The sequence below is a fragment of the Vibrio sp. 10N.222.52.B12 genome, from assembly GCF_002875385.1.
GTDB lineage: Bacteria > Pseudomonadota > Gammaproteobacteria > Enterobacterales > Vibrionaceae > Vibrio > Vibrio jasicida.
This window is the reverse complement of record NZ_MDAW01000122.1, coordinates 36,320-49,369: the sequence shown is the minus strand read 5'-3', so window position 1 is coordinate 49,369 and position 13,050 is coordinate 36,320. Positions and strand designations below refer to the sequence as shown.

The window sequence follows — 13,050 nt, the reverse complement described above, 5'->3', positions numbered from 1 at the left end:
TCCCTAGTTATCATTGTTTTATGAAGCAATACATTGGCATGATTTATAAAATCTGTCGCTTTTTATTCTTGTTTTAGAGGGTGTAAATCACAAGCAAAAACGATTAAAAAGATGACCTTGAACTTTGCGTTAAGGTCTTTATAGTATTCCATTCACATATCTTGGCGGAGCAGTAACGTGAAATTATTGGCAGATAAAACGGGCGAGCAATTTTTGCAAATTTTAGATGAGCAAGCTGACGCGTTAACGGTGCAATTTATCTCCAACGAAGGCGAGCCAAAAGGACAACCATTCAAAGACTCTCTCAAAGGGTTGAAGCTAGCTGGGTGGTCTCATCGCACGACGTCCACTGCGATTGGTTTATCGCGTTTTAAAAAGGGGGATCTTGAAGATGCGCATGTAAGTTTTGCGCTGCATCGTTTGTATCCTTTGGGACGCAAAATAAAACTGCCAAGCGGCGAGATTGTGCAAATCGCCAGTTACGCCAATACCCATGCAGACGGCTATTACATGTTTGTTCGTCGTGATGATGAGCAAGAGTTGGTGCGCATGAAGATGTCACCAGATTGGCTGTTAATGCCATCAGAGAAGTTACTTGCTCTGCCGTATTATCCGCGCCCTCGAACTCAACAAGAGCTTAACGTGATCGACGATTTCGACAAATGGGCTGGTGGCTTTTAATCGCCAGTCTGTCGATAATCAAACCCAAATCGCGCTAAGTAGTGCCAGACTTTTTTCAAATTTTGCTCGTCAAACGCTTTTGCTTTTACCGCTTCACCAATAATGCGTGGCGTTAGCATGCCATTTTCTGCAACCTGATTTGCGATGTCTAAAATGGCTTGTCCTCGGTAGTCTGGATAAAGATTGATGTCTTCTATTGAGACACAAAAACCACTGTGCCAACGAATCTCAACTGGTAACTCACGAGCGTAACCTTCTACCTCAGTGCCTTTAAATGAAGGGTCGAGCACCAAGGCTTGAATATCTTCCTTCAAGTGCAAATCGCCGTGGATTTGAGTTTCGATATAGGCGTCCAACATGTCTGGCGCTTGTGCGTTTAACTCATCCAACAAGGGGTGAATGCGTTCAATAGTGGCGAAGTGCTCTGGCTCGAAGAAGCTATCTGGATAACAAAATGTCGCTCGCTTGCTGATCTCTGGTTTCAATAAGAAGTAGCTAGAACCAAATCTTGGTGATGCGCCAACTTCTGAACTAGAGAAGTTTAACGCGCCATACTTTGGGCGTTGATTTGGTTGACTATTGTCGTAAACACCATCAAACACGCGCTGCTCCCAACGCCAACGCTCCCCACCTTTATACCCAAGTGACTTCAAGATGCAGGATTCAGAGCGTTGTCATTGATTCGAGAGCAAGGAAAACAACGCAGTGTAATAGCCAGCTCTTTCCAAGTTGTTTGACGCAGCAATCGGGTCAATGACACGCTCCCAAAGGGCGAGCTGCCTTGGCTTGTATACTTTGTTGCCGATTCTTGATTTAGACCCACTAAACCTTTAAATCGCCGCCGCGTCTACAAACCAAGTCAGTCTCGCTGAACCTAGCATCTCGAGGTTACTTGGGTATATAAGCCGTCAGTCCGCCGTTGCTTGTACCGGTTTCAAATTGGGATTTGAGCTTACCATCTTGGGCTATTGCTTTAAGCAGCGGTTCGCCCTCAGAAGTGGTTCGATCGGGATGAAAGTTGATGGTCACTGCGAAAGGATGTGACTGCGGTACTCCTGCGGATTTCGAGCGAATCACATCAAGAGCGCGTTGAGTAAATGGATGATCGAGCACGACATTGACCTCTGATTTTTCTTTCAACTTACCGAGTTCAACCTGCTAATTCAATCTCAGACTATGAATGTAAAGAGAGATTTAGAGGACAGAACCTCTCAAATGTTGAGAGGTTCTAATAGACCGCTTAGAAAGGGTGGTTTGATAGCTGATCACTGCTTTCTAACATCTTTTCTGCTACGTAGCGATGCGTGGCCGTGGTTGGGTGAGTCACATCCCAGAATACAAACTTGTCTGAGCCTGAAGAGGCACACTCAGAACGTAGCGAATGTTTGTACAAGTAGTCTGCTGCCGATGAGCGATTGATGTCTTGGCAGGCTTGGCTTGCATTTACAAACCCATGTTGCTCAGGGTTTGCTGTTAGGCCTTCAAACAGTGCATGAGTATCGTGCAATGTGATGTTTAAACCTTGCGCTGAGTAGTAATCAGCTTGTGCTTTGATAAATTCGTTCATCTCAAGAATTTTTGCTCGAATCGTTGCGATCTCTTCTTGAGTGGAATACTTAAACTGAGGCGCATACGTGGCATCGGGTAGCGTCATCAGGAGAAAGTTTTCTGCGCCTGCATCCGTCAGCTTGATCAAAGCTTCAGCGTAGTCTGATTTTACCTCTGGAACGCTGCGGTTATAGTTCATAAAATCATTCAAACCGAACTCAAGGGTAAATAAGGTATTGGCTGGTTTGTAGTTTTTTGCCAGTTTCGCATACGCTAAGTAAGAGGAAACTTGCTCACCCACTCCTGTCAGAGCGATGTATTGGTTTTCACCCGCAGCGCCACCTACAGCCCAGTTGTAGAGCGGTAGGTTCTTCGCCTGAGCAATGTACTCTGTCCATACAAACCCGTTAGAGAAATGCCCTAAGAACCAGCTATTTGGATTCGGGAAGCGCCATTGTGATGCGTTAAAGATGTTGCCCGTGTCCGACAAGCTATCGCCCAACGCGACCACTTTGTTGATCTGATCTGGCTGCATTACAGGATCGTTACTCCAGATCGAATGATTGTATGACCAACGATTATCAGCGGCAAAGAAAGTGATATCGGCGTTTTCATTCGCTAGATCGAGCGTTTCTTCACAACGTTGTTTGATAACATTTTGTGGCGTATCGGTATAGAACATGTTTTTGAATGAGAGTGCGTTCCACCAATAACCGTTAATAGTGAAGTAGCTGCCATCTAGGTTTTCTGCCCATTCCCAATCAGTTGCTGGGTCATCGTGTGAATAACTAGTTCGATACCAGCAGCGAACGTATGTGTAAGTTTGCTTGTCTTGTGTGCTTCTTACTTGTGAAGCACTGATCATCTCCGGAGACAGTGTTGATTCGGCAGCGTGAGCAAGATTGAGTGGTAGTAATAATGCACTAAGTAACGTAATGGTTTTGTTCATGATTCACTCTCTATAATGATTATCGTCATGATTTAGATGAGAAGTTATCTCATCAACTCTCCTCATTCTGAGTAAATACGCTATTCAGTCAAATATCTAATTATTCAAATTGTCAATTTTGGTACCGCAATCGTATTTCAATAGATTTGGTAAATAGAACAATTTTATAAAATCTAGAATAATTACTCACTAACATTAATTTAACATGCACTTTTGTTGTTAATAAGTAATTGCTTTATAAGTAAATTGGTTGATTTTGAATGTTCACTATTTCTGTTTATTAAATGATCTTTTATTAACAATTATATATTCATAAAATGAATTGTTTGGATTTTTTAACAAATAACCTATAGCTGAATAACTCATGTTAATGAGGCTTTAATGACTTTTCATGAGTAAAAAGTGAATAAAAATCAGCTCAACAAGGAATAGAGCAAATGCATCACACAACAACTAAATTAAATGGCTTGTTTTCATTGTCTGCCGTTGCAGTAGCACTGACATTTTCGATGTCAGCGCATGCGGCTCCTCTAACGGGGTTCGACGAATCTAACTTGCCGACCAAATACATCGTCAAATTTAAAGAAGATACGTCCAGTCCCTCAGCATTGGGTGGGAACTCATTCTGGGGACCACGCATCGCGCAAGAGTCGGTATTAGATCAGCTCAAAGCGCGTAAAGTGGAAAAGCTAGGAAACCGCGCGATCTACAGCGTGGAGATGGAAGACTCGGAATTGGGGCAATTGCGTAACCGAAGCGATGTGGAATACGTTGAAATTGACCCACCGCGTTATCTGTTAAGTGAGACTATCCCTTGGGGCTATGAGGCGGTGAACGCTCAGCTTCTGGATGACTCGAATGCAGGGAATCGCACCGTGTGTATCATCGACTCGGGTTACGATCTGGCGCACAACGATCTGAGTGGTAACCGAGTGTCGGGTACAAACGACAGCGGTACCGGCTCTTGGAGTGTTCCGGGGAACAACAACGCTCACGGTACACACGTAGCGGGTACGATTGCCGCGATTGCCAACACGGAAGGCATCAAAGGCGTTATGCCAAACCAAAACGTAAATTTGCACATCGTTAAGGTGTTCAATGAAGCGGGGTGGGGCTACTCATCCAGCTTGGTGAAAGCGGTACAAACTTGTGCTGACAACGGCGCGAACGTCGTCAACATGAGCCTTGGTGGTAGCCAATCGAGTGTGACGGAGAAAAACGCGTTGCAAACTATTTATGATCAAGGCGTGCTGCTGATTGCTGCTGCGGGTAACGATGGTAATACTGCACATAGCTACCCAGCGTCTTACGATTCAGTAATGTCGGTTGCGGCAGTGGATGATAAGCGTGATCACGCGGCGTTCTCTCAAGCGACAGACCAAGTTGAAATTGCAGGTCCGGGCGTAGCAATTTTGTCTACGGTGACAGTGGGCGAGGGTAAGCTTTCAGACATTCGCTTGAACGGTGTTAGCCAGTTCGATCGTGGCATCGTTCCTCACAACCGCTTGACCCAATCGGGCGGCAGTTACGGTCCTGATCCAGTAGCCGGTTCTATCACGGCGACACTAGCAAGCTGTGATGTATCCGGTAGCAGCTTCAGCTGTGGCGATATGTCGGGCAAGATCTGTTTGACCGAGCGTGTGAGTAACCAATCATCGGGCAACTATCCAGAAATCGATGCAGTTCAAGCGTGTTACAACGCAGGCGCAAGTGCGGCGATTGTGTACAGTAACTCTGAGCTACCGGGTTTGCAGAATCCTTTCCTTGTCGATCAAAACAACGCAGCGCGTATTGTGTCAGTGACGGTTGATCGTGCCTTCGGTCAGGAACTGTTGGGCTATGTTGGTCAAGACATAACCGTATCGACCACCAAGGGTGAAGACTACGAGTACTACAACGGTACTTCGATGGCGACGCCGCACGTAACGGGTGTTGCGGGTTTGGTGTGGAGTTACCATCCAACTTGTACCGCTGCGCAAGTACGTAACGCACTGATCAAGACAGCAACGGACATCGACGTAACAGGTCGTGATAACCGCACTGGTCATGGTCTTGTGAATGCTGAAGCCGCGAAACAATACCTAGACGCTGGCTGTAATGGTCCAGATGACGGCGGCTCTGGCAACGACAACGTTCTAAAAAATGGCGTGGCGAAAACGAAGCTTTCTGGTGGCAGCAAATCAAGCACAGTATTTGTGTTTGACGTCCCTGCGGATGCAACGCAAGCGACATTCAACATGAGTGGCGGCTCTGGTGATGCTGACCTTTACGTGCGTTTTAATGGCACACCAAGCACCAGCACTTACGACTGTCGTTCATGGGCGGGCGGTAATGGCGAAAGCTGTAGCTTGAACGTATCTGGTGCAGGGCAATATGAAGTATTGGTTTACGGCTACAGCGCGTACTCTGGTGTTTCTCTTGTTGCAGCGCATAACGGCTCGGGCGATTCATCAGGTGGCGGTTCTGCACCTTCTAGCTACACCAACTCGAATGCAGTAGCGATTCCTGACAACAGCTCTGCGGGTATCGTAAGTCCATTAGATGTGGCTCGCACTGGCGATGCAGGTTCAGTGACTATCGACTTGGATATCACTCACACCTACATTGGCGATCTTCGTGTCACGCTAACGTCACCTGACGGTGGTCAAGTAGTACTGCACGACAATGCGGGTGGTGGTGCAAACGACATTAAAACCAATTTCCAAGCGGATTTCTCTGGTTTTGAATCACAAGGCACATGGGAACTTAAAGCGGTGGACAATGCCAGAAGAGACACAGGCACCATCAACAGTTGGACTCTGACCTTTCAATAAGGAGTGACTATGAAGAAGTTGACCTTACTTTCTTTGTCTGCGGTAGGTGCTACCGCACTATTGGCAATCGGACTGAGCTCAAGCAGCTTGGCAAACAATCAAGGATTTCCTCTCGTGGATGAACGCCAAGATCAAGCCGAGCAGCAACCTGCGCGTTACTTTGTTAAGTATCATGAAGGAAAAGAGAGCGAAGTGAGAGCGCTTCTTCGTCAGCACAACATTGAAGTGGTCGACGCTCTGGTGAAACAACACGTGTTGATTGTGGTGGGTGAACAGGCGGAAGTCGAGAAGCTCGCGGATCACGATGCGGTCGAATACACCGAGCAAGAGCCGACAAGAAAGCTGCTATCTAACGGAAGTACGCTTCAATAACCCAAACCTCTTTAAGATAGCGTCAAAAAGAAAAACGCCCCTCACGTGAGGGGCGTTTGTTTTCTTTCATTTGTGGAAGGTAAAGACTAAGGACGTTCACCTGCCGCTAGGCGACGTTCGATATCCGCAACCACTTCTGGGAAGTCAGCAATGGTGTCGATGAGGTAATGCGGCGAGCTCTTGAGCAATTTTGCACGCGCTTTTTCACGAGCGGCATTAAGCGTTGCTTCGTCTGCGGCTTGGTATTCTTCAAACGTTAGACCTGCTTCGTTACCAGAAAGCAGCAAACCAACAGTCCACATACCAGCGTTATGACCTTCATCGATGCCCGGTGCGGCGTCATCCACTTTGATACACGCATTAACGTCGGTAACATTCAGCTCAATCACGTTTTTCAGTGCCATAAATGGTGCAGGGCGACCACCTTGCGGTAGGTCATCCGTGGCTACCACGTAATCCGGTTTGTAGCCGTAATCCGCTGCAACAGGAATCAGTACATCCATCACTTCGCGAGGGTAACCAGAACAAGAACCGATCTTGATGCCTTTGTCTTTCAGACCGTTTACAACGTCAATCGCATTAAGGATTGGCTCTGCATGGTCAGCCACTTTTGCTTTTTGCAGAGGCATAAATGCTGCGTAGATAGCGTCGATGTCTTCGCTGGTCATTGAGCGACCAAACTTCTCATTCCAACGCTTATCAACCGCAGGAATACGACCCACGGCTTGGATGTGATCCCACTTACCAAGTCCCATTGGTTCACGCGCTTCTTCAAGGTCGATTTCGAAATCAAATCCTTGTTTGAACGCTTCCACAAAGATACTGGTTGGCGCAAAAGAGCCGAAATCGACGATAGTGCCAGCCCAGTCAAAGATCACTGCTTGAATTGGTGAGTTGCTCATGTTCAATCCTTTTTCTTGCTTGCTAGAGCGCTTGCCTACACGTTGGAACCGCGCTCTGGATAAATTGGTTTTTGTTGAGGTCTATTGACTCTAGGTTTTGTTGACCTTTTGCGGTTAAATTTTGTTCGAGATAAAAGCGTTTTAATCGCGGCGAGAGGTTTGTAGCCTAGTCATTCTAAGCACAACACCTCACAACAAAGAGTAAAACGCTTTTAGCCGAACCCTTCGGGCAGCGTTTGTGGTTCCTTTCTTCTGCGTTATCGGCTTATCAGGTAGAACAGCTACAACTCAAAGCCTCTGCCTTGCATAAAGAACCCACAAACTGCTGCAAAAATCAGCTCAAAAGGTCAACAAAACCTAAATGTAGTTAAAGTCTTTACACACTTTGGCGATGGCTTCTTCGAAGATCGCCAACGCTTCTGTCAGTTGTTCGCGAGTGATGATCAGCGGTGGGCTGAGTTGAATCACGTTACCTTGCGATACTTTGAAGCTCACTCCGTTGTTGAGGCATTGGTACAGCACAGCTTCCGCTTCGTCATACGCGCGTGCTTTGCTTTCGTGGTCGGTGACCAGTTCAATGCCCCACAACATGCCGATGCCACGCACATCACCAATTACTGGGTATTTGGCTTTCATCTCTAGCAGCTTTTCACGCATGAACTGGCTGTCGACTTTGGCTTTATCTAGCAAGCCGTCTTGCTCAATAGCTTCCATGGTTGCCAGCGCTGCAGCACAACCGATAGGGCTTTTCTCATGAGTGTAATGACCCATGGAGATTTGCTCTGAGGTGTTGTATTTGTCTTTGGTTACCATGGCTGCGATAGGCACTAAGCCTCCGCCCAAGCCTTTACCGATGCAGAGCATATCTGGCTCGATGTCGTAGGCTTGGTAGGTAAACCATTCACCGCTGCGACCCATGCCGTTAGGGATGTCGTCGATGATCAGCATGACATTGTGTTTGTCACAGATTTCGCGGATGCGTTTCAAGTAGGCTTTACTTGGCACTTGAACATCCGTGTTGCGAACCGCTTCTGCGATAAATGCGCCCACGCCGCCTTCTTTCTCAATCACGTATTCAAGGTAGTCGGCGTAATGCACGTCGCTGCCGTCCGCGACTGGAAAAGCGCCTCGGTAAGACACTGCTGGTGGAATGCGTTCAACACCTGCCATTAATGGTCCCATGCCTTGGCGGAAACACGCTTCACCGCCCACTGAGATGGCATCCAACGATGCGCCGTGGAAGGAATCCCACAGAGACACCACCTTGTAGTTTCCCGTGATGTGGCGTGCTAATTTAAGAGCCATGCCCACTGCAGATGTGCCACCTGGAGCAAACAGCACGCGGTTCAATTCGCCGCCACAGATTTGGGTGAGTTTTTCGGCACATTCAATCGCAGTTTCATTGGTAAAACGACGTGGTGAAAACGGCAGTTTGGCAATTTGCTCTTGCACACGGTTAATCACATGCGGATGACCGTAGCCCAACTGATGGACGTTATTGCCATGGAAGTCCATGTACTTTTTGCCGGTAGCATCTTGGATGTAGATGCCTTCTGCTGCTTCCAATGTATCTAAGCAAGGCGTTGACATGGCTTGATGAAGAAAGACCTCCGAATCACGCTTCAACAATGCTTGCGTGCGTTCGTCGTCCATCGATGCATTCCAAGCTTGGCGCGCTGGTGTTGTGTTGACATCGCCTTCGCTGCGGAAATGGGTCGGTTTGATATTCTGAGTCATAACGCTCTCTCAATCAGAAGGCTGCTTTACGCAACTTGCCAGTACATTGCTTTTTCAATTGCACCGATTAAGCGCTCGATATCTGCTGGGTAAACTTCGCCAATATTGCCGATACGGAAGCAATCTGCGTTCGATACCTTACCCGGATAAATCACAAAACCTTGCTCTTTTAAACGTGTGTAGAACGCTTTGAACTGGTAATCACTGTGCGTCGGAGAGTAGAAAGAAGTGATGATTGGCGAGTGAAGGTCATCACTCAGTAGTGGCTCAAACCCCAAAGAGCGCATACCTGCAACCAGTGTTTTCTGGTTAGTTTGGTAACGGTTATGACGAGCCTCAATGCCACCTTCTTGTTCCAGCTCTAACAATGCTTGATAGAAAGCGCGAACCGTGTGCGTTGGAGACGTAAAACGCCATTTGCCGTGGTTCACTTCCATACAGTGCCACTGGTCGTAAAGATCAAGGCTCAAAGAACGAGCCTGACCTTGGCACTTTTCGAGCTCAGTTTGTTTCGCAATCACAAAGCCAAAGCCCGGCACGCCTTGAATACATTTGTTTGCAGAGCTGATCATAAAATCGATGCCTAGCTCAGCGATATCGATAGGAATGCCACCAAAGCTCGACATGGCATCGAGAATCACGACTTTACCGTGTGCTTTTGCCGCAGAAGCAAATGCCTCAATTGGATTCAGCATGCCAGTGGTTGTCTCACAGTGAACAATTGCCACGTGTGTGATAGCAGGATCCGATGCCAATGCATTTTCCACCTCGTTCAAGTGTGGCTGTGATGTTTCGCCTGGGGAAACTACATGGCATGGAATATTTAGGTAATCAGCGATCTGAGCGATACGCGCACCGTACGCACCGTTGTCGACTACCAACAACTTTCCATCTTTGCCAATGGCGCTGCCAATCGTCGCTTCTACTGATGCGGTGCCGCTACCTTGCATTAGTACGCTGGTGTAGCCGTCTTGTTGAGTTGCCAGTTTTACAAGCTTAGTGCGGATCACTTCTACAATGTCTTTGTTGTATTCATCATCCCAAGTACACCAGTCTTTCAGCATGGCTTCACGTACCGTTTCAGAAGTAGATAGAGGACCAGGAGTCAGTAGTAGGTATTCGTTTTTCATCTCGATTTCCATCAGAATAAGCTAATTGGTCTACACCAAGTTTCAAGTTCACTCTAGCGAGGAAGAAAAGGGCAGTAAATAGGCGAATCTTCAATTTCACAAAACTTTAATATCCAGAAAATAGCGGATCAATCGAACGATTATTCAGCGCAAATTTTCGTAAAACTGCCATTTAATGGTCATGATTTCGTCACAAAGGCTCAGTAGGGTGTATATCGTCAACTGGTACAGACCAAATGAAAACTTAGCCAAATTAACTGGAGAAAATGATGAAAAACCGTTTGATGAAAGGATCGCTGGCTGCACTTGTCTCTCTGCTAGCTACGAATGCAATGGCAGCACAGGAAGTCACGGTTTACACCGCTTTCGAAACTGACATTCTTGCTAAATACAAGTCTGCGTTTGAGAAAGATAACCCAGATATCAAGATTAAGTGGGTTCGCGATTCAACCGGTATCATGACGGCGAAGTTGCTGGCAGAAAAGAACAACCCTCAAGCGGAAGTGGTTTGGGGTCTTGCTGGCTCGTCAATGGCACTGCTTAAAGATGAAGGTCTTCTTAAGCCTTACACACCAAAAGGTTTGGGAGAGCTGCACGCGAACCTAAACGATCCTCAATCAAACCAAGCTTGGTTCGGTAACGATGCATTCTTTAACGCAGTTTGTTTCAACGAAGCGGTAGCGAAACAACTTAACCTGCCTAAACCAACGTCTTGGGAAGACCTAACAAAGCCGGTTTACAAAGGTCACATTGCAATGCCGAATCCAGCGTCTTCAGGCACTGGCTACATGCAGGTTTCTGCTTGGCTACAAAACATGGGTGAAGATCAGGCATGGAACTACATGCGTGACTTAGACAAGAACATTGCACACTACACGCACTCGGGTTCTAAGCCATGTGTTCAAGCGGGTATGGGTGAAGTGGCTATCGGTATTTCGATGGCGAGCCGCGGCGCGAAGTTGAAAACACAAGGCGCACCACTAGCGGTTATCACACCAAAAGGCATCGGCTGGGAATCAGAAGCCGTTGGTCTAGTAAAAGAGTCTGATGCAGCGAAGCGTGTTGTCGACTGGTCAATCTCTAAAGCGGCAAACGAGCTTTACGTAGAAATGTACCCAGTAGTTGCACATAAAGAAGTGAAAGCTAAGGTTTCTAACTTCCCGAACGTTCAAGAGAACATGGCGAAGATGGACTTCGCGCAAATGGGCAGCAAGCGTGCAGAGATTCTAGCGGCTTGGTCTGAGAAGTTTGACGCGAAATCAGAGCCAAAGTCTTAATTGAATTTGCTTTGAGCTGAATACTGAAATCCACCTCGGTTGAGGTGGATTTTTTGTTTTTGTAAGAGGCGAAAGTCAAAAGCTTAAAAGCAGCAACCCCACCTAACCTCCCCTTGACTTTAACTTCGAGGGACTGCAACAGTCACGCTGGTAAAGGGGAGGGACTAACTGTACTTGTTGCTCGTGATAGGGAAAGCATCAAAGTCTGTATAACGGGGGGCACTAAGCTCACCACGAAAAAGAAAACCCTCCCCCTTGATAACTACACTCAAATGTTTGGCAAATCATGCCGAGAAAAGGGGGAGTTGGAGGGGGTTGCAAGCACCTAACTCAACGTTAAACCACCAACCCCACTTGGCTTTAACTTCGGGGGACCACAGCAGTCATGCTAGTAAAGGGGAGGGACTGGTTCTGCATTCGCGGATAGTTTAATTCACAATGCAACATCCAACGCGCTTCAAGTAGATTCTGAATACTCGCCTAGGCTCCTCCAGAATGACGTCGGGAAAGCACAGAGCTCACCGCGGCAAAGAAAACTCTCCCCCTTGATAACCAAATTTAAATGCTTGGCAAACCATGCTGATAAAAGGGAGAGTTGGAGGGGGGCAAGCGCGTAACCAAAGTTAAAGCAGGAACCCCACCTAACCTCCCCTTGGCTTTAACTTCGGGGAACTACAACAGTCACGTTAGTAAAGGGGAGGGACTGGTTCTGCATTCGCGGATAGTTTAATTCACAATGCAACATCTAACGCGCTTCGAGTAGATTCTGAATACTCGCCTAGGCTCCTCCAGAATGACGTCGGGAAAGCACAGAACTTACCGCTACAAAGAACAGCTCTCCCCCTTGAAACCACATTCAAATGCTTGGCAAACCATGCCGAGAGAAGGGGGAGTTGGAGGGGGTTGGAAACACGTAACCTAACGTTAAACCATCAACCCCACCTAACCTCCCCTTGGCTTTAAGTTCTGGGGACTACAACAGTCATGCTGGTAAAGGGGAGGGACTGGTTCTGCATTTGTGGATTATTTTATTCACGTTGCAACATCACTACGCGCTTCAAGTAGATTATGAATACTCGTCTAGGCTCCTTCAGAATGACGTCGGGAAAGCACAGAGCTCACCACAGCAAAGAACAGCTCTCCCCCTTAATTACGACATTCAAATGCTTGGCAAACCATGCCGAGAAAAGGGGGAGTTGGAGGGGGTTGGAAGCACCTAACTCAACGTTAAACCATCAACTCCACCTAACCTCCCCTTGGCTTTAACTTCGCGGGACTACAACAGTCATGCTAGTAAAGGGGAGGGACTGGTTCTGCATTCGCGGATAGTTTAATTCACAATGCAACATCCAACGGGCTTCAAGTAGATTCTGAATACTCGCCCAGGCTCTTTCAGAGTGACGTTGGGAAAGCACGGAGCTCACCGCAGCAAAGAACAGCTCTCCCCCTTGATAACTACACTCAAATGCTTGGCAAACCATGTCAAGAAAAGGGGGGTGTAGGCACCGAACCTAGCATTAAACCACCAACCCCACCTAACCTCTCCTTGGCTTCAACTTCGGGAGACTACAACAGTCATGCTGGTAAAGGGGAGAGACTGGTTCTGCATTCGCGGATAATTTAATTCACAATGCAACATCC

9 protein-coding genes and 1 pseudogene are annotated in these 13,050 nt (G+C 47.2%); 4 read left to right on the top strand and 6 right to left on the bottom strand.

Annotated features, from left to right (window positions below; all coding sequences use genetic code 11):
• The first annotated feature begins 177 nt into the window (after nucleotides 1–177).
• On the top strand, nucleotides 178–681 hold the full coding sequence (locus BCT11_RS15485; RefSeq protein WP_102388671.1) for a hypothetical protein: 504 nt from the start codon (nucleotides 178–180) through the stop codon (nucleotides 679–681).
• On the opposite strand, the gene BCT11_RS15480 is transcribed toward BCT11_RS15485, so the two are convergent.
• The 3 genes and pseudogenes from BCT11_RS15480 to BCT11_RS15470 form a co-directional block, all read right to left on the bottom strand.
• Nucleotides 678–1,334, bottom strand: a complete 657-nt coding sequence (locus BCT11_RS15480) for a DUF3626 domain-containing protein (RefSeq protein WP_241909021.1) — start codon at nucleotides 1,332–1,334, stop codon at nucleotides 678–680. The genes BCT11_RS15485 and BCT11_RS15480 overlap by 4 nt on opposite strands.
• 247 nt (nucleotides 1,335–1,581) lie before the next feature.
• A pseudogene (locus BCT11_RS15475) lies at nucleotides 1,582–1,794 on the bottom strand (DUF3626 domain-containing protein); the annotation flags it as partial.
• A 127-nt stretch (nucleotides 1,795–1,921) separates the two neighbouring features.
• Nucleotides 1,922–3,181: an SGNH/GDSL hydrolase family protein gene (locus BCT11_RS15470; RefSeq protein WP_102388670.1), complete on the bottom strand. Its 1,260-nt coding sequence runs from the start codon at nucleotides 3,179–3,181 to the stop codon at nucleotides 1,922–1,924.
• A gap of 434 nt (nucleotides 3,182–3,615) precedes the next feature.
• Between BCT11_RS15470 and BCT11_RS15465 the strand changes: the two genes are divergently transcribed.
• On the top strand, nucleotides 3,616–5,991 hold the full coding sequence (locus BCT11_RS15465; RefSeq protein ID WP_102388669.1) for a S8 family serine peptidase: 2,376 nt from the start codon (nucleotides 3,616–3,618) through the stop codon (nucleotides 5,989–5,991).
• Nucleotides 5,992–6,000: 9 nt separating this feature from the next.
• A complete protein-coding gene (locus tag BCT11_RS15460; RefSeq protein ID WP_045409510.1) occupies nucleotides 6,001–6,363 on the top strand; it encodes an ATPase in 363 nt (120 codons plus the stop codon).
• An 86-nt stretch (nucleotides 6,364–6,449) separates the two neighbouring features.
• On the opposite strand, the gene phnX is transcribed toward BCT11_RS15460, so the two are convergent.
• The 3 genes from phnX to phnW form a co-directional block, all read right to left on the bottom strand.
• Nucleotides 6,450–7,265: a phosphonoacetaldehyde hydrolase gene (gene phnX, locus BCT11_RS15455; RefSeq protein WP_102388668.1), complete on the bottom strand. Its 816-nt coding sequence runs from the start codon at nucleotides 7,263–7,265 to the stop codon at nucleotides 6,450–6,452.
• A 357-nt stretch (nucleotides 7,266–7,622) separates the two neighbouring features.
• Nucleotides 7,623–9,002, bottom strand: a complete 1,380-nt coding sequence (locus BCT11_RS15445) for an aspartate aminotransferase family protein (protein ID WP_102388667.1) — start codon at nucleotides 9,000–9,002, stop codon at nucleotides 7,623–7,625.
• Between the two features lie 26 nt (nucleotides 9,003–9,028).
• Nucleotides 9,029–10,132 carry a 2-aminoethylphosphonate--pyruvate transaminase gene (gene phnW / locus BCT11_RS15440; RefSeq protein WP_102388666.1) on the bottom strand — a complete coding sequence of 368 codons (1,104 nt, stop codon included), beginning with the start codon at nucleotides 10,130–10,132 and terminating at the stop codon, nucleotides 9,029–9,031.
• A 266-nt stretch (nucleotides 10,133–10,398) separates the two neighbouring features.
• Here phnW and BCT11_RS15435 point away from each other — a divergent pair, with 266 nt between their 5' ends.
• Nucleotides 10,399–11,409, top strand: a complete 1,011-nt coding sequence (locus tag BCT11_RS15435) for a putative 2-aminoethylphosphonate ABC transporter substrate-binding protein (protein WP_102388665.1) — start codon at nucleotides 10,399–10,401, stop codon at nucleotides 11,407–11,409.
• The last annotated feature ends 1,641 nt before the right edge of the window (nucleotides 11,410–13,050 follow it).

Bases quoted from the DNA above. Each gene is read 5' to 3' on its own strand.
- phnX (WP_102388668.1), bottom strand. From the start codon at position 7,265: ATGAGCAACTCACCAATTCAAGCAGTGATCTTTGACTGGGCTGGCACT.
- BCT11_RS15435 (WP_102388665.1), top strand. From the start codon at position 10,399: ATGATGAAAAACCGTTTGATGAAAGGATCGCTGGCTGCACTTGTCTCT.
- BCT11_RS15460 (WP_045409510.1), top strand. From the start codon at position 6,001: ATGAAGAAGTTGACCTTACTTTCTTTGTCTGCGGTAGGTGCTACCGCA.
- BCT11_RS15465 (WP_102388669.1), top strand. From the start codon at position 3,616: ATGCATCACACAACAACTAAATTAAATGGCTTGTTTTCATTGTCTGCC.
- BCT11_RS15445 (WP_102388667.1), bottom strand. From the start codon at position 9,002: ATGACTCAGAATATCAAACCGACCCATTTCCGCAGCGAAGGCGATGTC.
- phnW (WP_102388666.1), bottom strand. From the start codon at position 10,132: ATGAAAAACGAATACCTACTACTGACTCCTGGTCCTCTATCTACTTCT.